The organism is Lacinutrix sp. C3R15 (assembly GCF_018860825.1).
GTDB lineage: Bacteria > Bacteroidota > Bacteroidia > Flavobacteriales > Flavobacteriaceae > Oceanihabitans.
This window is the reverse complement of sequence record NZ_JAHKPZ010000004.1, coordinates 413555-435585: the sequence shown is the minus strand read 5'-3', so window position 1 is coordinate 435585 and position 22031 is coordinate 413555. Positions and strand designations below refer to the sequence as shown.

23 protein-coding genes are annotated in these 22031 nt (G+C 30.6%); 19 read left to right on the top strand and 4 right to left on the bottom strand.

All coding sequences use genetic code 11. The features are described from left to right. The first annotated feature begins 118 nt into the window (after positions 1-118). From KO494_RS01940 to KO494_RS01880, 13 genes are all read left to right on the top strand, one after another. Positions 119-1894 carry a tetratricopeptide repeat protein gene (locus KO494_RS01940; protein WP_215965897.1) on the top strand — a complete coding sequence of 592 codons (1776 nt, stop codon included), beginning with the start codon at positions 119-121 and terminating at the stop codon, positions 1892-1894. 32 nt (positions 1895-1926) lie between these two features. Beyond that, a complete protein-coding gene (locus KO494_RS01935) occupies positions 1927-2484 on the top strand; it encodes a GNAT family N-acetyltransferase (protein WP_252730224.1) in 558 nt (185 codons plus the stop codon). A 43-nt stretch (positions 2485-2527) separates the two neighbouring features. Next, positions 2528-2851, top strand: coding sequence for a DUF4286 family protein (locus KO494_RS01930; protein WP_215965896.1), 324 nt, complete (start codon positions 2528-2530; stop codon positions 2849-2851). A gap of 62 nt (positions 2852-2913) precedes the next feature. After that, on the top strand, positions 2914-3708 hold the full coding sequence (gene rsmA / locus KO494_RS01925) for a 16S rRNA (adenine(1518)-N(6)/adenine(1519)-N(6))-dimethyltransferase RsmA (protein ID WP_215965895.1): 795 nt from the start codon (positions 2914-2916) through the stop codon (positions 3706-3708). A gap of 11 nt (positions 3709-3719) precedes the next feature. Then, positions 3720-5093 (top strand): magnesium transporter, encoded by a 1374-nt coding sequence (gene mgtE, locus KO494_RS01920; protein ID WP_215965894.1) that lies wholly within the window; start codon positions 3720-3722, stop codon positions 5091-5093. A 169-nt stretch (positions 5094-5262) separates the two neighbouring features. Beyond that, the gene (locus KO494_RS01915) at positions 5263-6222 is read left to right on the top strand and encodes a 2-hydroxyacid dehydrogenase (RefSeq protein ID WP_215965893.1); all 960 of its coding nucleotides are present in this window, start codon (positions 5263-5265) and stop codon (positions 6220-6222) included. 58 nt (positions 6223-6280) lie between these two features. After that, positions 6281-6703: a hypothetical protein gene (locus tag KO494_RS01910; protein WP_215965892.1), complete on the top strand. Its 423-nt coding sequence runs from the start codon at positions 6281-6283 to the stop codon at positions 6701-6703. A gap of 6 nt (positions 6704-6709) precedes the next feature. Further along, positions 6710-7168, top strand: coding sequence for a DUF1801 domain-containing protein (locus KO494_RS01905; RefSeq protein ID WP_215965891.1), 459 nt, complete (start codon positions 6710-6712; stop codon positions 7166-7168). Positions 7169-7170: 2 nt separating this feature from the next. After that, positions 7171-7542 (top strand): VOC family protein, encoded by a 372-nt coding sequence (locus KO494_RS01900; protein WP_215965890.1) that lies wholly within the window; start codon positions 7171-7173, stop codon positions 7540-7542. Positions 7543-7636: 94 nt separating this feature from the next. Next, the gene (locus KO494_RS01895; RefSeq protein WP_215965889.1) at positions 7637-8023 is read left to right on the top strand and encodes a VOC family protein; all 387 of its coding nucleotides are present in this window, start codon (positions 7637-7639) and stop codon (positions 8021-8023) included. A gap of 179 nt (positions 8024-8202) precedes the next feature. Further along, positions 8203-8661, top strand: a complete 459-nt coding sequence (locus KO494_RS01890; RefSeq protein ID WP_215965888.1) for a DUF4870 domain-containing protein — start codon at positions 8203-8205, stop codon at positions 8659-8661. A gap of 100 nt (positions 8662-8761) precedes the next feature. Next, positions 8762-9091, top strand: a complete 330-nt coding sequence (locus KO494_RS01885; protein ID WP_215965887.1) for a helix-turn-helix transcriptional regulator — start codon at positions 8762-8764, stop codon at positions 9089-9091. 255 nt (positions 9092-9346) lie between these two features. Further along, entirely contained in the window at positions 9347-9781 is a 435-nt protein-coding gene (locus tag KO494_RS01880; RefSeq protein WP_215965886.1) for a hypothetical protein, read from the top strand. Between the two features lie 106 nt (positions 9782-9887). Here the strand turns inward: KO494_RS01880 and KO494_RS01875 are convergent, their stop codons facing one another. The 3 genes from KO494_RS01875 to KO494_RS01865 form a co-directional block, all read right to left on the bottom strand. Beyond that, the gene (locus tag KO494_RS01875; RefSeq protein WP_215965885.1) at positions 9888-11717 is read right to left on the bottom strand and encodes a lysophospholipid acyltransferase family protein; all 1830 of its coding nucleotides are present in this window, start codon (positions 11715-11717) and stop codon (positions 9888-9890) included. Positions 11718-11822: 105 nt separating this feature from the next. Further along, positions 11823-13073 (bottom strand): aspartate kinase, encoded by a 1251-nt coding sequence (locus KO494_RS01870; protein ID WP_215965884.1) that lies wholly within the window; start codon positions 13071-13073, stop codon positions 11823-11825. After that, positions 13070-13549 carry a GNAT family N-acetyltransferase gene (locus KO494_RS01865; RefSeq protein WP_215965883.1) on the bottom strand — a complete coding sequence of 160 codons (480 nt, stop codon included), beginning with the start codon at positions 13547-13549 and terminating at the stop codon, positions 13070-13072. The genes KO494_RS01870 and KO494_RS01865 overlap by 4 nt, the downstream gene beginning before the upstream one ends. Before the next feature lie 119 nt (positions 13550-13668). Between KO494_RS01865 and fbp the strand changes: the two genes are divergently transcribed. The 5 genes from fbp to KO494_RS01840 all read left to right on the top strand — a co-directional run bounded on the left by fbp (position 13669) and on the right by KO494_RS01840 (position 17948). Next, a complete protein-coding gene (gene fbp / locus KO494_RS01860) occupies positions 13669-14673 on the top strand; it encodes a class 1 fructose-bisphosphatase (RefSeq protein WP_215965882.1) in 1005 nt (334 codons plus the stop codon). A gap of 72 nt (positions 14674-14745) precedes the next feature. Next, positions 14746-15108, top strand: coding sequence for a fructose 1,6-bisphosphatase (locus KO494_RS01855; RefSeq protein WP_215965881.1), 363 nt, complete (start codon positions 14746-14748; stop codon positions 15106-15108). Between the two features lie 18 nt (positions 15109-15126). Further along, a complete protein-coding gene (locus KO494_RS01850; protein ID WP_215965880.1) occupies positions 15127-15945 on the top strand; it encodes a cell envelope biogenesis protein OmpA in 819 nt (272 codons plus the stop codon). Next, the gene (locus KO494_RS01845) at positions 15932-16423 is read left to right on the top strand and encodes a Rab family GTPase (RefSeq protein ID WP_215965879.1); all 492 of its coding nucleotides are present in this window, start codon (positions 15932-15934) and stop codon (positions 16421-16423) included. The genes KO494_RS01850 and KO494_RS01845 overlap by 14 nt, the downstream gene beginning before the upstream one ends. A 10-nt stretch (positions 16424-16433) precedes the next feature. Beyond that, positions 16434-17948: an ATP-binding protein gene (locus KO494_RS01840; protein WP_215965878.1), complete on the top strand. Its 1515-nt coding sequence runs from the start codon at positions 16434-16436 to the stop codon at positions 17946-17948. A 54-nt stretch (positions 17949-18002) separates the two neighbouring features. Here KO494_RS01840 and KO494_RS01835 read toward each other — a convergent pair whose 3' ends face one another. Next, positions 18003-18434 carry a TerB family tellurite resistance protein gene (locus KO494_RS01835; protein ID WP_215965877.1) on the bottom strand — a complete coding sequence of 144 codons (432 nt, stop codon included), beginning with the start codon at positions 18432-18434 and terminating at the stop codon, positions 18003-18005. 239 nt (positions 18435-18673) lie between these two features. Here KO494_RS01835 and mfd point away from each other — a divergent pair, with 239 nt between their 5' ends. Then, entirely contained in the window at positions 18674-22027 is a 3354-nt protein-coding gene (mfd, locus tag KO494_RS01830) for a transcription-repair coupling factor (RefSeq protein WP_215965876.1), read from the top strand. Positions 22028-22031 lie beyond the last annotated feature (4 nt).

Below are 22031 nucleotides of genomic sequence, written 5' to 3'. Positions count from 1 at the left end.
CACATTTATTAGATTGGCAAATGCCTGAAATACAATTTCAGGCATTTTTTTAGCATAAATTTTACAACTTCTACTAGTTACATTTGTTATATTTACGCAAAGCTATTGCTACACGTTTATGAAGTTTATATATCTATTTTTTTTTCTATTTAGTTTTCACGCTATTGCGCAAGAAGATTTTTTGGCGAAAGAATACTTTAAAAACGGAGAGTTTGAAAAAGCACAATTGCTTTACAAAACACTACACCAAAAAAACCCAACCCATTACGTTTATCTAATACAATTAGTAAAAACACATCAACAGTTAGAGCAATTAGATCAATCTCAAGAATTACTACAAAATTCAACACTAAAAAACCCCGCTTTATTTGTTGAACTTGGCTATAATTACCAACTAAAAAACGATTTAGAAAACGCTAACTTAAACTACAATAAAGCCATTGAAGCTATAGATATAGAGCCAAATGCTATTTTTTATATTGCTCGTGCGTTTGAAGATCATTCGCTTCTTGAACAAGCAATCGCTGCCTATGAAAAGGCTATACAAATTAAACCCGAATACAATTTCAACATACAATTAAATCTATCTAAAATTTATGGCGAACAAGGGAAAATAGAAAAAATGTTTTCTAGCTATATTGAAATTATTCAATATCAAGTAAACTATACAAACACCATAAAACGTGCTTTTAGCGAATTTATAAGTGAAGATAAAAACAACCCAAACAATATTATCTTAAAAAAAATACTGTTAAAAAAAATTCAAGAAACACCAGACTTGTTGTTTAATAATTTATTAAGCTGGTTATTTATTCAACAAAAAGAATACTACAAAGCATTTACCCAAGAAAAAGCAATTTTTAAAAGAGATCCAGTAAGCCTAGACAGAATAGAAAGCATTGCTTTAATTGCTGCCAATGAAAACCAAGATGCTATTGCAATAGAAATTTTTGAATATATTATAAAAATTGCGCAAGACCCAGAAATCACCTTACAAGCAGAAAACCATATACTTCAAATTAAAACAAAAAATGCAGCACCTAAAGACTATGCAGATTTAAACAAAAAATATTTAGATTTATTAGAAACCTATGGCAAACATCAAGGCACATTAGATTTGCAAGTAGCTTATGCGCATTTTTTAGCTTTTAATTTAAACAATACACAACAAGCAACCCTACTTTTAAAAGAAAGCTTAAAGCAACGCCTATCTTCTTACCATGCAGCTAAAGTAAAATTAGAACTAGCAGACATATTAGTGTTTCAAGAAAAATTTAACGAAGCATTAATTTATTACACACAAATTCAACGAAGTCTAAAAAACAGTACCATATCACAAGAAGCACGCTTTAAAGTAGCAAAAACCAGCTATTATAAAGGTGATTTTAAATGGGCAGAATCTCAATTAAAAATATTAAAATCTTCTACTTCACAACTTATTGCTAATGATGCTTTAGATTTAAAGCTACTCATTTCAGACAACAAATATGAAGACTCTACACAAACCGCTTTAAAACTATATGCTAAAGCAGATTTGTTTGCTTTTCAAAACAAAACAGACCAGGCAATAAGCTTACTCGATACAATTTTAGAAGCACATAAAACCGAAACTATTATTGACCAAGCCTTATACAAACAAGCACAACTTTTTGAAAGCAAAAAACAATACCAAAAAGCTGCAGATAACTACAAACTAATCATCACCAATTATAAAGAAGAAATTCTTGCAGACGATGCGCTTTTTTATTTAGCAAAATTATATAATGACCATTTAATGCTTCCAGAAAAAGCTAAAGAATTGTATGAACAGATTATATTTAACCACCAAGATAGCATCTATTTTGTAGAAGCAAGAAAAAACTACAGAATGCTGCGTGGAGACGCTATTAACTAACACGCAAAACAGATGACCAACGATTGAAACCTATGCAATCTCCAGCCTGTAGAGAAATCTTATTACACCAAAATAAAAAAATGATTGTAGCAGAAACCAAAAGACTAACACTATCTAAATTTACATTAGCAGATGCTCCTTTTTTATTGCAGTTAGTAAACACGCCACATTGGCTAAAATACATTGGAGATAGAAATATTAAAACCATAGAAGCTGCCAAAAACTATATAACCAACACACACCTTAAAAGCTACAAAACAAACAAGTTTGGTTTTTACATACTAAAGCTAAAAGAAAACAATACTCCTATTGGTACTTGCGGACTCTTAAAAAGAGACACCCTAGAACATGTAGATATTGGTTTTGCTATGCTACCAGAACACGAAGGAAAAGGTTATGGATCTGAAGCCTCATTAACCGTATTAAAACTAGCAAAAGAAACTTTTGAGTTAAAAAAAGTTGTAGCCATTACTTTACCAACCAACACCAATTCTATTAAATTATTAGAAAAATTAGGCTTATCTTATCAAAAAAGAGTGAAACCTTTTGATGATGATGAAGAACTTCTGTTATTTGCAAAAACTTTATAATTAATTTTAAAATTTAGTTTTAGCACATTTCACTTATAAAATTATGGTAATATACAACGTAACAGTAAACATAGACGATAGCATTCACCAAGAATGGCTGGTTTGGATAAAAGAACATATTCCGCAAGTGTTAGGCACTGGTAAATTTGAAAAAGCAACACTTACTAAAGTTTTAGTAGAAGAAGAATTAGGAGGCCACACCTACTCGGTACAATACAGATCGTATTCTAGAGAAGCGCTGGATGCATACTATAAAGAAGATGCCGAAAAACTAAAAGCAGAAGGCCTAAAAAAGTTTGCAGATAAAATGCTTTCATTTAGAACAGAACTTCAAATTGTAGATGAATATACAGTAAACTTTAAATAAGCTAGCTTTGTCACTGTAAGCGCAGTTAAAAAGCCTATATTAACAACTAAAAAAGTAATTACGTGGCAAATAACCATCAAGTAAAAGCAAAAAAACATCTAGGTCAGCATTTTTTAAATGATGAAACTATTGCACAAAAAATTGCAGACACACTAACGCTTAAAAACTACAAAACCGTTTTAGAGATTGGTCCAGGAATGGGTGTGCTTACCAAGTATTTACTAGATAAACCAATTACCACACACGTCATAGAAATTGACACAGAGTCTGTAGAATACTTAAAAAATAATTACCTAAATCTAGCCTCTAGAATAATAGAAAAAGATTTTTTAAAACACGATTTAAACCAAGTTTTTAAAGGAGAACCCTTTGCCATCATTGGTAATTTCCCGTACAACATATCTACACAAATTGTTTTTAAAACTATTGAAATGCGCGACCAAATTCCAGAATTTTCGGGCATGTTTCAAAAAGAAGTAGCACAACGTATTTGCTCTAAAGAAGGCTCTAAAGTTTACGGTATTCTTTCGGTACTAACCCAAGCATTTTACAATGCCGAATATTTATTTACAGTACCTCCAGATGTTTTTAATCCACCACCAAAAGTAGAGTCTGGAGTACTTCGACTTACACGAAAAGAAAACCAAACCTTAGCATGTAGTGACAAACTACTATTTAAGGTTGTTAAAACAGCTTTTCAACAGCGCAGAAAAACACTTCGTAACAGTTTAAAAACATTCAATCTGTCAGATAATCTTAGAGAAGATGTTATCTTTGCCAAACGTCCAGAACAATTAAGCGTTGAAGCATTTATTGCGCTTACCCTTAAAATAGAAGAAGATATTAAAAACTCTTAAACCTCTTTAGCTTGGCAGAAGAAAAAGAAAACATACAATTTGAGCTAACCAAGGAACTCATTGAACAAGTTGAACAACTTATCGAAAACCAAAAAGATAAGGAACTCCGTAAACTGTTACATGATTTTCATTACGCCGATGTAGCAGAAATTCTAGATGAAGTAAATCTAGAACAAGCCACCTATGTTATCAAACTTCTAGATTCTGAAACCACTTCAAATATATTAATGGAGCTGGATGAAGACAACAGAGAAAAAGTACTAGAAACCCTTTCTGCTAAAGAAATTGCAGAAGAAATTGAAGAACTAGATACCGATGATGCTGCAGATATTATTGCAGAGCTTCCAGAAGAACGCCAACAAGAGGTAATTAATAAAATAGTAGACCAAGATCACAAAGCAGAAATTACAGAGCTTTTAGCTTATGATGAAGATACTGCTGGAGGCCTCATGGCAAAAGAACTTGTTAAAGTGTATGAAACATGGACCGTTGCAGGATGCATGCGTAGAATTCGCGGACAAGCAAAAGACGTAAGTCGCGTACACTCCATTTACGTAGTTGATAAAAGAGACAAACTTATTGGTCGCCTCTCTTTAAAAGATTTAATTACCGCAAAAAGCGAACAAAAAATAGCAGAAATTGCCAATCCTAATGTAGACTTTGTTTTTGTAGAAGAACACGTAGAAGACGTTGCAAAAGTAATGCAAAAGTACGATTTAGAAGCAATTCCTGTAATTAACCAACACCATATACTTTTAGGTAGAGTTACCATTGATGACATTGTAGATGTTATGAAAGAAGTAGCAGAAAAAGACTACCAACTAGCTGCAGGTATCTCTCGTGATGTAGAAGCAGATGATAGTATTTTAAAACTTACCATAGCAAGACTACCTTGGCTATTAATAGGTATGTTTGGTGGCTTAGGTGCCGCAAGTATAATCGAGCATTTTAACCAAAGCATGGGAGACTTTATCGTGCTCTTAAGTTTTGTACCACTAATACAAGCAACAGCAGGAAACGTTGGCGTACAATCCTCTGCAATTGTAGTGCAAGGTTTAGCAAATGACAGTATAGATGGCAACATTTTAAAACGCCTATTTAAAGAATTTTTATTAGGCTTGGTCAATGGCTTAGCCATTGCTGTTATAGGTTTATTAATCACTCATTTTATTTTTGGAACCACTTATTACGTTTCTATAACCATAGCAATTGCTTTAATTGCTGTAATAGTAATGGCTGCGCTAATTGGCACATTTATCCCTATTTTTTTAGACAAAAGAGGTATTGATCCAGCAGTAGCAACAGGACCATTTATAACAACAAGCAATGATGTTTTTGGTATTTTACTTTACTTTGTAATTGCTAAATTAATCTTAGGTTTTTAATATTTTGGGCGTTACCACAAGGGTCGCGCTTTTCGCTACAATCTTTTGCAAAAAAGCAAAAGGATTTTCACTACAATCCCTAACGCAAAACAAATAACAACACATTTATTCTGTTTGTATTTGTTTCAGCATGGCATTATAATTACATTTGAGTATAAAACACATACTCATGAAAATCCTTCACTTAGATGCTAACCATCCACTACTAATAAACCAGTTAAATGCTTTAGGATGCACTAACCATGAAGATTACACCGCTTCAAAACAAGACATTCAAAACAAAATAGCAGAATATGATGGCTTTATTATACGCAGTCGTTTTAGTATAGACAAAACCTTTCTAGACGCAGCAACCAACCTAAAATTTATAGGTCGTGTTGGCGCAGGATTAGAAAACATTGACTGTGCTTATGCAGAAAGCAAAGGCATACATTTAATATCTGCTCCAGAAGGAAACAGAAATGCTGTTGGTGAGCATACCTTAGCCATGCTACTCTCCCTTTTTAACAAACTAAACAAAGCAGATCGTGAAGTAAGAGAAGGTAAATGGTTACGCGAAGAAAACCGAGGAATAGAACTTGACGGAAAAACCATTGCTCTAATTGGCTATGGTAACATGGGAAAAGCTTTTGCTAAAAAACTTCGTGGTTTTGAAGTAGATGTATTGTGCTATGATTTAAAACCTAATATTGGTGATGCTAATGCAGAACAAGTACCTTTAGAAATACTTTTTAGCGAGGCAGATGTGCTTAGCTTACACACACCAGAAACAGTAACTACAACCAACATGATTAATGAAGAATTTATTAATCAATTTGCAAAACCTTTTTGGTTTATAAACACAGCAAGAGGAAAAAGTGTAGTCACCAAAGATTTAGTTGCTGCTTTAAAAACAGGTAAAATTCTTGGTGCTGGTTTAGATGTTCTTGAATATGAAAAAGCCTCGTTTGAAAATCTATTTAAAAAAGAAAACGCTTCAAATAACATCGAAATGCCAGAAGCCTTTCAATATTTAATACAAGCAGAAAATGTACTTCTTTCTCCACATGTTGCTGGTTGGACTATAGAAAGCAATACAAAACTAGCGCAAACTATAGTAGATAAAATTAAACATAAGTTCAAACTTTAATGCGCAACAATAAAATTTACAATTAAATTCACTATTTTAAACGTATTAAACAATAAATATGCACCCAATTATTAGAAATATTTTAGCGGTAATCTTTGGTTGGTTTACAGGAAGTGTTATCAATATGTCACTCATTCAACTAGGAAACAAATTATTTCCTATTCCTGGTATAGACCCTAATGACATGACTGCTTTAGCAGAAGTAATACCAACATTAAATGCACAATATTTTATATTTCCTTTTCTAGCACACGCTTTAGGTACTTTAACTGGAGCTATTGTTGCTGGTTTAATTGCTTTTAATCATAAAATAAAATTTGCCTTAACTGTTGGTGGCTTGTTTCTATTAGGCGGAATTATGGTAAACTACATGTTACCAGGACCTACCTGGTTTGCTATAGCAGATATTGTACTTGCCTATATACCTATGGCTTGGATTGGTGGTAAAATTGCAATCCGTAAATCTAAAACAAAAAACTAACGCAAGATGCAATACAAAGCTACCACTCCAGAAGAATACATAAATCAGGTTCCTGAAGAAAGGCAAGCCGTTTTAAAAAAACTACGCAAAACCATTAAAGATAATTTACCAGAAGGCTTTCAAGAAGTAATTGCTTATGGTATGATTGGCTATGTAGTACCACATACCATTTATCCAGATGGATACCATTGCAACCCAAAAACACCATTACCTTTTATGAGTTTTGCTTCTCAAAAAAACTCTATCAATCTTTACCATAGTGGCATTTATGCAAAACCAGAAATACACAATTGGTTTGTTGCTGCATACCCAAAATACTGCAAACGCAAACTAGATATGGGTAAAAGTTGTATACGATTTAAAAAAATAGAAGAAATTCCATTACAATTAATTGCAGAACTGTGCACTAAATTAACAGTAGAGGAGTGGATTTCTATATATGAAACGAATTTAAAAAAGAAATAAATATGAAACTAGGAGCCTTTTCAATTAGTCTAAGTGTTAAAGACCTAAACACCTCTAAGCAATTTTATGAATCACTTGGGTTTAGCCAATTTGCAGGAGATTTAGAAAAAAACTATCTCATCATGAAAAACGGAAATGCGTTAATTGGTTTATTTCAAGGTATGTTTGAAAATAATTTGCTAACGTTTAATCCTGGTTGGGATGAAAATGCCCAGAAACTAGAATCTTTTAAAGATATTAGAGAAATTCAAAAATCCTTAAAAGAAAACAATATTGCCTTAGTTAGTGAAGCAGATGAAAACACAAATGGTCCTGCAAGCTGTATAGTAACAGACCCTGACGGAAACACCATTCTTTTAGATCAACATGTATAAACTGTAAATCAAAAAAAGATACTGCTTTTAGTAAAAATAAAAAACAACATTAAGAGCTTTTATTTAAGAGCTACAAATATAAATTTAGAGTAAAATGAAAAAAAGAGTTACAGGTATTGGCGGATTATTCTTTAAAAGTAAAGACCCAAAAGCAGCAAAAAACTGGTATAAAAAACATTTAGGTTTTAATACAGATGATTATGGCTGTACGTTTAAATGGAAAGATACCGAAGGTAAGGATTGCACCACACAATGGAGCCCTTTTCCAGAAGACACTAAATACTATGCGCCTTCAAAAAAAGACTTTATGTTTAACTATCGTGTAGAAAATTTAAAAGAATTATTAGCTACACTTAAAGAAGAAGGTGTTACTATAGTAGGAGAAATGGAAGAATATGAATACGGTAAATTTGGTTGGATCTTAGACAATGATGGTAATAAAATAGAACTTTGGGAACCTATAGACCAGCCTTTTTTATAAGTATATAACTTTATTATTTTGCCAAAAAAGGTGTTAAAAAGCATCAATATACATAAAGCCTTTTTCTAAAGATTTTACACACTAAACAAATAATAACCAACACATTAAAAAACACAAGCTAGATAAAAATCTAGCTTTTTTTTATTATTTTAGAAGGAAATAATAAAAACAAAACAAACATGGATGATAATAAAAATTTAAGTGACGACCTAGAAGATATGATAGGCAGCGCTAAAGAAGGCGCAAAAAAAGGTGCTAAAAAAGCCACAGAAAAAGCAGAAGAGTTTGCGCATGAAGCTAAAGAAGCCGCAAGTGAATTTGCCGAAGATGCTAAAAAAGTGCTTGGTGATGGTAAAAATGTTGCCATTATAGCACATATTACCATTATTGGGCTAATTATAGCTTTAGTAATGAATACTGCAGATAAAAAAACCGAATATGCTTCCTTTTATATCAGACAAATGGTTGGTTTAACCATAAGCGCTATAATTTTAGGGTTTATTCCTGTTATAGGATGGATCATTTCATTATTATTTATTGTTGGATGGGTTTTAAGTTTAATAGGATCTTTAAGTAATGAAAAGAAACCCTTACCTATTATAGGTCCATTATTTCAAGATTGGTTTAAATCTCTATAAATAAAAAAGCCAAAATATACATTTTGGCTTTTTTATTATTTTTAACATCGCAATATTACAATATTACTCTTATATTTATACTTATTATAAAAACACTATTATGGGAACCACCAAACTAAACATTCATGATACAGATAATAATTACTTAGCTAAAGTTGCTAAAGTATTTAGCCATCCTGCCAGAGTTGCTATAATAAAATATATTAGCGCCTGTAATTCTGGTTGTATTTGTAATGATCTTGTAGAAGAAATTGGCCTAGCACAACCTACCATTTCACAACATTTAAGCGAAATAAAAAAAATAGGATTATTAAACCAATCTGCACATGGTAAAAGCTTAAGTTACTCTATTAATACGGAAAAACTAAATGCCTGTAGAAGACTTATAAATGACTTTTTTGTAAAAACTCAAGTTAGTGCATCAAGATAATACTCTTGTTGAGCTTTAAAAAAACACTTTCTTTTTTAGTGTAGCTAGAAGAGAAGGTATTAGATTAAAACTAAAAACAACCAACATTTGGCCATGACAACAATAACTTTTTTAACATTTGTAGGCTACCAATAGAACAACGTGTATAATTCATTACTAGTTCTACCCTACTTGCAATCTTGTATGTTTTTTCTGTAAAGTAAACTTAAGCAGCGGCAAATACGTTTTAGCAAATGGTAAAAACCAAGTTTGAAAATGAATAAAAACAACCTTTTATTACTACTTTTTTTATTACCAATTTCATTGTATGCTATTGGGCAAGAACAAAAATTAGAGGATTTAACCATTGGTTTTGCTTGCGGAATAGCTGCACAAACAACACCTCTTGTTGACCATGTAGCTGATTTAATAAAAGCAAAAGCATATTCTGAAATCAAAAAACTTTTATACACTAAAAATAGTGGAGAAATGTATTTGGCAATAATAATTCTTGAACGATTGGTTGAAAAAAAACTTTATAAACTTAATGAAAAAGAAAAAACATTTATTTCAAAAATTAAGGCTTCAAACATAATTGTATATAATTGTCTTGGTTGTTTTAAGCAAACAAATTTAATGCGTGAACTATTTAAAAAAGAAGATCTTATTGAAGAAAAAAAATGGCTAAACCAACTAATACCTATGAAATAAAAAATCTTCAGGACTCCCTTCTATTGTAAGTTCATTAGCTAAACTTGAAACTATCTTTACAAATAAAGGCTAGTACAAAATACTTAAAAGAGTTTTTATAATTTACTTACTCCGTTTCACTTTCGGCATTTTCACCATTTGCAAATTTACTTTCTAGCTCTGCTTGAAACTCTTCCATAACAGGACGTACAGTACTTTCTGGCAGATCTGCAATTTTAATATACATTAAACCATCAACCGCATTATTAAATAATGGATCTACGTTAAAAGCTACTAACCTAGCGTTTTGTTTAATGTATTTTTTAAGTAATACAGGAAGACGTAATGCACCAGGTTCAACCTCATCAATAATTTTATCAAACTTGTTTAAATCTGCTTCTGCTTCATCAAAAACAAAATCTTTATCTGCATCTTTTAGTTTTACTTTAAACTCTTTTTTAGGATGCACATATTGCGCTATATATGGATCATAGTAATTTGATTTCATAAACTCTATCATTAAAGATTTTGAGAAGTTTGAAAACTGATTACTAATACTTACTCCTCCTATTAAGTACTTATGCTCTGGAAAACGCAAAGTAGTATGTACAATACCTTTCCAAAGTAAAAATAAAGGCATTGGTTTTTGCTGGTAACTTTTAATAATGAATGCTCTACCCATTTCTATAGACTGGCTCATCATTTTATGCAGCTCTGGTTCAAACCTAAATAAGTCTTGCAGGTAAAAACCATCAATACCGTATTCTGCAAATATTTTAGAGCCTAAACCCATTCTATAGGCACCTACTAGTTTGTTGGTTATATTGTCCCACAGAAACATGTGGTGATAATAATTATCAAAATCATCTAAATCAATAGCTTCATTGGTACCTTCACCTACCTCTCTAAAAGTTATTTCACGTAAACGACCTATTTCATGCAGTATATTAGGTATTTTGCTTGCTGGTGTTAAAAAGACTTCGTAATTTTTACTTTGTAATAACCTTAAATCTTCTTTTCTTAAGGTTTCAACCTCATCTATCATAGACTCCATTTTTACAGGAGTTACAATACGCTTAGGGGCTTTTGTTTGAGTTTTTAATGTATTGGATAGGTTGTCTAATATTTTAGGTTTATCTTCAAAAGCATGAGATAACATATATGTTTTTTTTCTTAAAAACTCTGAAAAGCTCTCAATAGTTACATGCTCTTTTTGATCATTAACACTAATAGGTTTTCCTATTCTAACTTTAATAGTTCTACGTTTTTGTGTTAATAGCTCAGAGGGTAGTTTTGCTGTTCTAAAAGTATCGCTAATTTTAGAAAGTTTATAAAACAACTTAGAATTTTTGGCGTGAAAATAAATAGGAACTACAGGTACTTCGGCTTTTTTAATAAGCTTAATAGCTGTTTCTTCCCAAGGTTTATCTACCATTAATTTACCATCTTTATAGGTAGAAACTTCTCCTGCAGGAAACAACCCTAAAGGATGCCCTTCACGTAAGTGCATAATGGCGTTTTTAAATCCTGCTACACTAGACTTTACATCCTTTCTATCTTCAAAAGGATTTACAGGCATGATATAAGGCTTCATTGGTTCAATACGATGAAGCAAGAAATTTGCTATAATTTTAAAGTCTTTTCTTTGCTCTAACATAAGCTTTAAAAGCAAAATACCATCAATGCCACCAAGTGGATGATTAGAAACTGTTATATATGCACCATCTTTTGGTAAACGTTTTAAATCTTCTTCTGGAATTTCAAATTTTATTTGAAACTCGTCTAAAATAGCTTCTAAAAAAGGTAAGTCTTTTAGGTTTTTATTTCGATTATAGATCTTATTTAAAGTAGAAATTTTTAGAACTTTCATAAGTAGCCAGCCACAAAATGTACCTATAAAACCATACTTATCTACATGTATAGCCTTTGCTACTTCTTTTGCTGTTACTAGACCCATAGTTGTTTGTTTTTGCTGAAATTGTTCCAGCAACTTTTTAAAATTACATCCATTTATAAAGATACTGAAACAAGTTCAGTACCTAATCGCAAATGTAATAAATGTTTACTTAGTAACAATCTGTGTTGTTGCTTGTGTTACTTGTTTTAAAAGTACAAATTTATCCTTCTCTAACTGCTTAACAACTTGCTCATTACCATGCCTCACAGTATACAAAGAAACATTTTCATTATATACTACTCTAAATTTTGCCTTTAAATGCTGCAACAATGTATTTAAATTATCATAATTGTTCTCTATACAAACAGAAAAACTAATTGCGGAGTTTTGTATAACACTAACCTTCATTTTATATAGATGAAGTAGGCTAAATATTTCACTGATATTTTCTTCTACAATATAAGAGAAGTCTAAGGAAGATAGTGAAATTAAAACCTGGTTTTTCTTTACAATAAAGCAAGGTATATTTGGCTCTAAATCTACACCTTTACTAACAACAGTACCTGCTTGTTCTGGATGTAAAAAAGATTTTACATATAAGGGTATTTCCTTTTTTTGTAAGGGTTGCAGTGTTTTTGGGTGTATTACAGAGGCTCCATAAAAAGCTAATTCTATTGCTTCTCTATAAGATATTTTATTTAGTAATTGTGCATTTTCAAAATAGCGAGGATCTGCATTTAAAACTCCAGGAACATCTTTCCAGATTGTTACACTTTCTGCATTTAAACAATAAGCAAAAATTGCTGCTGTGTAGTCACTTCCTTCTCTTCCTAAGGTGGTAGTAAAATTATTGGCATCACTACCTATAAAACCTTGTGTAACACATAATGTATTGGCATTAAAGTTAGCATGAATATGGTTTTTGGTAGTTTCCCAATCTACGTTTGCTCTTCTATAATAATTATCTGTTTTAATAAATTCTCTTACATCTAACCATGTGTTTTTTATTCCTACTTCATTAAAATAGGTACTAATAATGGTAGTGGAAACCAACTCACCATAACCTATAGTTTGATCATACACATAATTGTAATCTGGTGATTTATTGGTTTTAAAAAATGCGTATAACTCATCTAACAAAGTGTTAATGGTATTAAAAACAGGATGGTTTTCACTAGTAAATAAATCTAATAAAATTTCATTATGAAACTTTCTAACCTCTTGAATAGAACTCTGTAATGCTGTTTTATTATTAAAATAATTATCTATAACCAACTCTATAGAATTGGTAGTTTTACCCATTGCAGAAATTACAATTAAAGTATCTTTATAGCCTACCTTTTGTATTGTTTTTACTAAGTTTTTTACACCTTCTGCATTTTTAACAGATGCTCCTCCAAATTTAAAAATCCTCATATATTTTGCAAATAGTTTTGTATGCCTTCAGCATCTAGCTGCACTACATCCCAATCTCTAAGCACTTTTGCTCCTTTTTTTTCATAAAACTTAATAGCAGGTTCGTTCCAATCAATTACTTCCCAATTTATTCTTCTTGCACCAAGTGTATTTGCATATATAACAACTTGATTTAAAAGCAAGGTACCAAGACCTTTACCTCTGTATTTATTACTTACTATTAAATCTTCTAGATGTATTATTTTACCTTTCCATGTAGAATATCTATTATAAACTAATGCAATTCCAGCAATTTCATCATGGTATTCTGCTACAAAACACTTAAAAACAGGATTTGTACCAAAACCGTCTTTTTCTAAATCTTCAACAGTAACCTCTACGGCGTTTGGTTCTTTTTCAAAAACGGCAAGTTCTACAATTAAATCTAAAATTTGTTTTGCATCTTGTATTGTTGCTTCTCTTATAATAAAGTCCATATGCTAATTTTTATGTCAAATATAGTTTAAAGCCATTAAATTTTATGCATTAAAAGCAAACGATAACGTTGTAGTTTATTAAAAAATACGATATTTGTAAAAAACCATAAAAAGCTATTATGTCTAGAACAAAACAAACATTAGGAGAATTTATTATAGAAAACCAAACCTCTTTTAAATATACTTCTGGAGAGTTATCTAGACTAATTAACTCCATTAGATTGGCTGCAAAAGTAGTTAATCACGAAGTAAACAAAGCAGGATTAGTAGACATTATTGGAGCTGCTGGCGATGTTAATATTCAAGGAGAAGACCAACAAAAACTTGATGTTTATGCCAATGACAAGTTTATACAAACACTTACTAAGCGTAATATTGTATGTGGTATTGCCAGTGAAGAAGAAGATGATTTTATTGCCATTAATAGTCAAGATGAAAACAATCAAAATAAATACGTTGTATTAATAGACCCTTTAGATGGCTCCTCTAATATTGATGTAAACGTATCTGTTGGTACTATTTTTTCTATTTATAGAAGAGTAACACCTGTAGGAACTCCTGTTACTTTAGAAGATTTTTTACAAAAAGGAGAACAACAAGTTGCTGCTGGTTATATTGTTTATGGTACATCTACCATGATTGTTTATACCACTGGAGATGGTGTAAATGGGTTTACTCTTAACCCAGCAATAGGTACTTTTTACTTATCGCATCCTGATATGCAATTTCCTTTAGATGGTAAAATTTATTCTGTAAATGAAGGTAATTATGTACATTTTCCACAAGGAGTAAAAAACTATATTAAATACTGCCAAATGGAAGAAGGTGACAGACCATATACCAGCAGATATATAGGCTCATTGGTTTCCGATTTTCATAGAAATATGATTAAAGGAGGTATCTATATGTACCCTAAAAGCTCTAAAAATGAAGAAGGTAAATTACGTTTATTATATGAATGTAATCCTATGGCATTTTTAGCAGAACAAGCTAACGGAAAAGCTAGTGATGGCTTTAATAGAATTATGGAAATTCAACCTACAGAATTACACCAACGTGTTCCTTTTTTATGCGGAAGCAAAAACATGGTAGAAAAAGCAGAAGAATTTATGCGAAAAGCTTAAATTTTAACAGCTTAAGCAATTCTTTTTTCATTATTTTTGTACATTACTCTTTTAATAAACAGTTATACTATAATGGCTAAAGAAAAACATATAAACAATACTACTTTAAATAATAATACTGATATTGAAGCTTCTTCAAAAATTGACGCTATAAAACAGCTTATTTTTGGTGAAAACATGCAAGCTTATGAAAGTGAGTTTGAAGCTGTAAAAAATGATATTCTTTCCAAAAAACAAGAATTAGAAAACTTGATGGATGATGTAAGAAATGAATTACTTCAAAACATCGACAATCTAAGCACAGACATTAACATAAGAATTACAGAACTTGAAAATTCTTTTAATGACAAAGCAGAAACTCTTGACGACAAAAAATTAGACAGAAAATTATTTGGTGAATTGTTAATGAATCTTGGCGAAAAAATAAGTAAGTAATAAAAATTACTACAACTTATGAATCAAGAAGATAAACTTAAAATACTTAAAGACATATTGCTTACCGATGAGCGAGAGTATGCTTTATCGATTCATGAAAAAATAAAAAATCTTGAAGATACCATAAATCAAAAACCAAATTTATCTGAAAAAGTAGACCCTATTATTCAAGATAAATTAAATGAATTTGTTCAAGAAATACCTAAAACATTAGGCCCTACAATTACAGAAGCTTTAAAAACAGAGATAAAAAACTCACAAGATGCAGTAGTTGAAGCATTATACCCTATTTTAGGTAGAATGATAAAAAAGTACATTCAAAATGAATTTGCTATGTTATCTGAAAAAATTAACAAGCAAGTAAACAATGCTTTTTCTTTTAAAAATTTAAAACGTAAAATTAAAGCAAAAGCCACTGGTATCAGTGAAGTAGATTTAATTATGCAAGAGCAATACGCTCCTAGATTAAACCAATTTATGGTTATTGAAAAAGGTTCTGGTTTGTTAATTTCTAAATATTCAAGAACAGATGATATAGATGAAGACATGGTTGCAGGAATGCTTACTGCTATTAAAAGCTTTGTAGAAGATGCTTTTAAAAAAAACAACCAAAACCTAGAACTTATAGAATATGAAACCTACAGTATACATATTCAAAATTTTTCTTCTTATTATATTGCAGTTGCAATTTCTGGCATATTTAATGCTAGTCATAAAAGTATATTAGAAGATAAATTATTAAATTTTGCCCAAAACGAAATAAATAAAACAGATCTAAAAAACACAGAATCTTTAACTAAAAAATTAAAAGCATATTTTGCTAATGAGTATTTCTAAAAAAATAATTTTATTAGGTCATTTCGGAGTTGGTAAGTCGTCATTAATAAGACGATTTGTAGAAGACACCTTTACAGACAATTACAAAGTAACCATTGGTGTTCATATATTAAAAAAAGAAGTAAACATATCTAAAGAGGAAACAGTATCTTTAATTATATGGGATTTAGAAGGTAATGATGATATCACTAACACTAGACCTTCTTATATGCTAGGTACTAGTGGTATAATTTATGTATTTGATCTTTCAAGACCAGCCACTTACAAACAACTTGAAAACGATATAAATTACATTAAAACAAACTACCCTAATACACCTGTTAAAGTTGTAGGAAATAAAAAAGACTTGGTTACTAAAGACTTTTTAAAAGAAAACAACGATGTTTTTAAACCGTTTGTCGATTTTTTTACAAGTGCAAAAGCAAATACTAAAGTTAATGATCTATTCTCTACATTAGCTAAAGAACTAATATTATAAAAGAAAAATAATGCTTGCAGAACACAAAATAGTTCACCAAAAAGCTATTTATCAATATCTTACAACAGACAACAAAGGACTTGTCTTAGAGTCTGATGATACTTTTTTTGCTAACATTCAATCGCAAAACATTATTGCCTTACATCCTTTTTTTTATAGCATTACAAATTTATTAGACACAAAAAAAGAGGAAGAATTTTTATTTTCATGTATACACCTAGATACAGATAACAAAAATATAATAGCAGACATCACGCTTAAAACTTTTGCTAAAGAAAACCCTCTGTTAATAATCCAAGACTTAACAACACACTATAACAATTACCAGTTAACAGCACAAAAAAGAAACGAGTCTGTTATAAATTCACAAATTCTTGAATTAAAAAACAAGTACTTAATAGAAAAAGAAGAATTTAAAAATACGTTTATTGCTAATTTTAGTCATGAAATTAGAGAACCTCTTTCTGGCATTAGCACCTTTGTAGATATTTTAAAAAAAACCAACCTAAACACAGAACAAGCAGATTACCTAAATATTATTAAAACATCTTCAAACCATTTAAAACACATGATTGAAGATATTTTAGATATTTCTAAAATAGAAGTTGGTAAACTAAATCTACTAGAAGAATCTTTTAATACTACTGCCTTTTTAGAAGAAATTATTTTCACTTATAAAGTAAAAGCAAAAGAAAAAGGGTTAGACTTTAATAATAATATTGAAGAAAAATTACCCAATTTTTTATTAGGAGACCCTTACAGGCTAAAACAAATTCTTAGTAATTTATTAGATAATGCCATTAAATACACAAAAAAAGGAAGTATCACTTTAGATGTTTCTTTAAATCAAATAAGAGCAAATAAAGCAAATATTCATTTTGAAATTAAAGACACAGGTATTGGTATTGAAGAAGAAAATTTTGAAAACATTTTTACAAGCTTTTCGCAAATAAACCAAAACCAACAAAACAAAGGAACTGGATTAGGATTAGCTATTGTTAAAAGCCTAGTAGAGTTAATGCATGGTAATATTGCTATTCAAAGTGATTTTAATAAAGGCACCTCTATTTCATTTAATTTAAGTTTTAAATTAGATGGATCTTCAAAAAAGGAAAAAGTAAAAACCATAAGTGTTGAAAAAAAGGAAAAAGAAAAATACAATGTTCTTTTAGTAGAACACTCAGAAATCACACAGCTTTCAGTACTTAAAATACTAGCAGCTCAAAAAAGATTTTTTTTAGATATTGTTTCTAATCCTGAAGACGTTATACCAACACTAAAAAATCAAAAAATAGACATTATTTTAATGGATATTAACCTACCTAATAAAACGGGAGACACGCTAGCACAAGAAATAAGACAACTACCAGAAAAAGAACTTAAAAAAATACCCATACTTGCTTTAACAGGAAAACTATTTCCTGAAGATTTAAAACGCTATAAAAAAGCTAAAATAAATGATGTTATTAGAAAACCATTTGACGAAAAAAGTTTACTAAAAACCATTCATAAATATTTAAAATAAAAAAAGGCGAACCATAAATAGTTCGCCTTTTTGTATTCTATAAATAACAAATAATTACTTATTCATTGTTTTAATTTCTTCTATAAAAGTATCTAAATCTACTTTATTACTAACCAAAGTAAGTGCTTTATCTACAACATACTTTACGTTATCTGTAGAAAAACCTAAACCAACAGCAATTTTACGCAAAACAAGTTCTTCATGTGCTCCCTTAATATGGTCTACATAAACCATTCTTGCTAAATCATATAAACGCTCTAAACGTCTATCATAAGTTGTTGGCGGATTAATATTATGAGAAGCATAATCTTTTAAAATTATAGCATAATCCCCTTCACTTATATCTAAATTTCTAGCTAAACGATCTAAAAACGCTTTTTCTTCGTCAGAAATAACACCATCTTCCATTGCAACCCTTACAATTGAAGCAAAATGATCTTCATTACGCTTTTTAAACCCACTATCAAATAAATCTGAAATTGACATATATTCTTTTTTTTTAGTGCTGCAAAGATAATTAAACAAAACACTTTTTAAAACATTATTATTAGCTTTTTTATAAGCTAAAAAACACAGTATCAAAGTAAGAAAACAGCACTATTTTTATGCGTTTTTAAATTTTTAAAGTAAAGTTAAAAAAAAGCACATTACTTAATACAAAAAAAAAGGATGTATTTATGGCAAAAAAAAATCTAAAACTTATCTTTACCCAAAACTATATTTAGGTGAGTAAAACACTTCTCTCGCAAACCTACGCACAGTCTTTGCAAACGCAAGAACTGCAAAATGCTATTGCCAAAACTCAAGCAAAAACACATATAAAAGGACTTGTTGGTTCTTCGCTTTCCCTTGTTATTGCTCAAAACTTTAAACAAGCAGAAAAACCATTCTTACTTATTTTTAACGATAAAGAAGAAGCGGCCTTTTACCTCAATGATTTAGAATTATTACTAAATGATAAAGATGTACTCTTTTACCCTGAAAGCTACAGAAGACCATACCAAATTGAAGAAACAGACAATGCCAATGTATTATTACGTGCAGAAGTTTTAAACCGAATAAACTCACGTAAAAAACCAGCCATAATTGTTACTTATCCTGACGCTCTTTTTGAAAAAGTAGTAACACGTCGCGAATTAGAAAAAAACACCTTAAAAATTACTGTAAATGATAATTTATCTATAGATTTTGTAAATGAAATACTATTTACTTACAAATTTAAGCGTGTAGATTTTGTTACAGAACCTGGTGAGTTTTCTGTAAGAGGTGGTATTGTAGATGTCTTTTCTTTTAGTAATGACGAACCTTACAGAATTGAGTTTTTTGGTGACGAAGTAGACAGTATTCGTACCTTTGATGTAGAAACACAACTCTCTACAGAGCAAATAAAAAAAATTAACATCATACCAAATGTTGCTAATAAGTTTTTAGAAGAAAACAGACAGAGTTTCTTAAAATACATTGCACAAAAAACAGTTGTTTTTTCCAAAAATACAGACTTAGCATTCTCTAGAATAGATACACTTTTTGAAAAAGCCGTTGAAGCATTTGGCAACCTTTCATCAGAAATAAAACACGCAGAACCTAAAGAGTTATTTTGTAATAGTACACTATTAAAAAAACAGCTTTTAGAATTTAACATTATAGCTTTTGGCTCCTCTACTGTATTATCTAATACTACAGATGAAACACCTTTAACTATAGAATTTAAAACAACACCACAGCCTGCTTTTAATAAAAATTTTAATTTACTTATAGATAACCTTAACAGTAATCACAACAAAGGCTTTACTAATTATATTGCCTGTTCTAGCGAGCAACAGGCAAAACGTTTTCATGATATTTTTGAAGACGTAGATCAAGATGTACAATACAAAACTATTGTACTTTCGTTATTTCAAGGTTTTGTAGATCATGATAATAAAATAATTTGTTATACAGACCATCAAATATTTGAGCGTTACCACAAATTTCATCTTAAAAATGGTTACGCTAAAAAACAATCTATAACCTTAAAAGAACTTACAAATCTAGATATTGGTGATTATGTAACACACATAGATCATGGAATTGGTAAATTTGGAGGATTACAAAAAATAGACGTAGAAGGCAAAAAACAAGAAGCCATTAAATTAGTGTATGGCGAACGTGATATACTGTATTTAAGCATTCACTCTTTACATAAAATCACGAAGTTTAATGGTAAAGATGGCAAACCACCAAAAGTATATAAACTAGGTAGTAAAGCCTGGAAAGTTTTAAAACAAAAAACAAAATCTAGAGTTAAAGAAATTGCTTTTAATCTTATTAAAGTATACGCAAAGCGAAAACTAGAAAAAGGCTACCAATACAATCCAGATTCTTATTTACAATTAGAGTTAGAAGCTTCCTTTATTTATGAAGACACTCCAGATCAAAGCTCTGCAACTGCAGATATTAAAGCAGATATGGAAAGTGAAAGACCAATGGATAGATTGGTTTGTGGTGATGTTGGTTTTGGTAAAACAGAAGTTGCTATTCGTGCCGCTTTTAAAGCTGTAGATAATGGTAAACAAGTTGCTGTTTTGGTGCCAACAACTATTTTAGCATACCAACACTACAGAACCTTTAAAGAGCGTTTAAAAGAATTTCCTGTAACGGTAGATTACCTAAACCGTTTTAGAACCGCAAAAGAAAAACGCGAAACACTTGAAAAACTAGAAAAAGGCCATGTAGATATTATTATTGGTACTCACCAGCTGGTAAATAAAAATGTAAAATTTAAAGACTTAGGATTACTAATTGTTGACGAAGAACAAAAGTTTGGCGTCGCTGTAAAAGAAAAGCTAAAAACACTAAAAGACAATGTAGATGTTTTAACCTTAACAGCAACTCCTATACCTAGAACGCTTCAGTTTAGCTTAATGGCTGCTAGAGATTTATCGGTAATTACCACAGCGCCACCAAACCGTTATCCTATAGAAAGTAATGTTATTCGCTTTAGCGAAGAAAGAATTCGAGACGCTGTGAGTTATGAAATTCAACGTGGCGGACAAGTGTTCTTTATTCATAACCGAATAGAAAACATCAAAGAAGTTGCTGGTATGATACAACGCTTGGTTCCAGATGCTAAAATTGGTATTGGTCATGGGCAACTAGATGGCAAAAAATTAGAGCAGTTAATGCTTGGTTTTATGAATGGTGATTTTGATGTTCTAGTAAGTACAACCATTATAGAAAGCGGACTTGACGTACCAAATGCTAACACCATTTTTATTAATAATGCTAATAATTTTGGACTTAGTGACTTACACCAAATGCGTGGTCGTGTTGGTAGAAGCAATAAAAAAGCTTTCTGCTATTTTATAACTCCAGAATATTCTGCAATGACCACAGACGCTAGAAAACGAATGACTGCTTTAGAGCAATTTACAGAACTTGGTAGCGGATTTAATATTGCCATGAAAGATCTTGAAATTCGTGGTGCTGGAGATTTACTTGGTGGTGAACAAAGCGGGTTTATTAGTGATATTGGCTTTGATACCTACCAAAAAATACTAAACGAAGCTATTGAAGAACTTAAAGAAAATGAGTTTAAAGATTTATATCAAGATGACGAAAAAGAAAAAGAATACGTTAAAGATATTACTATAGATAGTGACTTTTCTATACTCTTTCCTGATGATTATGTAAACAATATTACCGAAAGATTAAACCTATACACACAACTAAATAGTATAAAAACCGAAGAAGAACTCACTGCTTTTGAAACACAGCTTATAGATAGGTTTGGCGAATTACCAACACAAGTTATAGACCTATTAAACACAGTGAGAATAAAATGGATTGCTACTAAAATAGGACTTGAAAAAATAGTTATGAAAAAAGGAAAACTTGTAGGTTATTTTATCAACGACCAACAGAGTGCTTTTTACCAAAGCAAAGGGTTTACTAAAGTGTTACAATACATACAGCAAAACCCGCAAGCTTGTAAGATGAAAGAAAAACAAACCAGAGCAGGATTAAGGTTATTACTTACTTTTGAAAAAATAAATACTATTGAAAAAGCTTTAAACGCTTTAAAACCTATTTTGGCATAACGTT

Coding starts and splice junctions, on each gene's coding strand:
- KO494_RS01940 (WP_215965897.1), top strand. CDS start 119: ATGAAGTTTATATATCTATTTTTTTTTCTATTTAGTTTTCACGCTATT.
- KO494_RS01935 (WP_252730224.1), top strand. CDS start 1,927: ATGCAATCTCCAGCCTGTAGAGAAATCTTATTACACCAAAATAAAAAA.
- KO494_RS01930 (WP_215965896.1), top strand. CDS start 2,528: ATGGTAATATACAACGTAACAGTAAACATAGACGATAGCATTCACCAA.
- KO494_RS01915 (WP_215965893.1), top strand. CDS start 5,263: ATGAAAATCCTTCACTTAGATGCTAACCATCCACTACTAATAAACCAG.
- KO494_RS01910 (WP_215965892.1), top strand. CDS start 6,281: ATGCACCCAATTATTAGAAATATTTTAGCGGTAATCTTTGGTTGGTTT.
- KO494_RS01905 (WP_215965891.1), top strand. CDS start 6,710: ATGCAATACAAAGCTACCACTCCAGAAGAATACATAAATCAGGTTCCT.
- KO494_RS01900 (WP_215965890.1), top strand. CDS start 7,171: ATGAAACTAGGAGCCTTTTCAATTAGTCTAAGTGTTAAAGACCTAAAC.
- KO494_RS01895 (WP_215965889.1), top strand. CDS start 7,637: ATGAAAAAAAGAGTTACAGGTATTGGCGGATTATTCTTTAAAAGTAAA.
- KO494_RS01890 (WP_215965888.1), top strand. CDS start 8,203: ATGGATGATAATAAAAATTTAAGTGACGACCTAGAAGATATGATAGGC.
- KO494_RS01885 (WP_215965887.1), top strand. CDS start 8,762: ATGGGAACCACCAAACTAAACATTCATGATACAGATAATAATTACTTA.
- KO494_RS01880 (WP_215965886.1), top strand. CDS start 9,347: ATGAATAAAAACAACCTTTTATTACTACTTTTTTTATTACCAATTTCA.
- KO494_RS01875 (WP_215965885.1), bottom strand. CDS start 11,717: ATGGGTCTAGTAACAGCAAAAGAAGTAGCAAAGGCTATACATGTAGAT.
- KO494_RS01870 (WP_215965884.1), bottom strand. CDS start 13,073: ATGAGGATTTTTAAATTTGGAGGAGCATCTGTTAAAAATGCAGAAGGT.
- KO494_RS01865 (WP_215965883.1), bottom strand. CDS start 13,549: ATGGACTTTATTATAAGAGAAGCAACAATACAAGATGCAAAACAAATT.
- fbp (WP_215965882.1), top strand. CDS start 13,669: ATGTCTAGAACAAAACAAACATTAGGAGAATTTATTATAGAAAACCAA.
- KO494_RS01855 (WP_215965881.1), top strand. CDS start 14,746: ATGGCTAAAGAAAAACATATAAACAATACTACTTTAAATAATAATACT.
- KO494_RS01850 (WP_215965880.1), top strand. CDS start 15,127: ATGAATCAAGAAGATAAACTTAAAATACTTAAAGACATATTGCTTACC.
- KO494_RS01845 (WP_215965879.1), top strand. CDS start 15,932: ATGAGTATTTCTAAAAAAATAATTTTATTAGGTCATTTCGGAGTTGGT.
- KO494_RS01840 (WP_215965878.1), top strand. CDS start 16,434: ATGCTTGCAGAACACAAAATAGTTCACCAAAAAGCTATTTATCAATAT.
- KO494_RS01835 (WP_215965877.1), bottom strand. CDS start 18,434: ATGTCAATTTCAGATTTATTTGATAGTGGGTTTAAAAAGCGTAATGAA.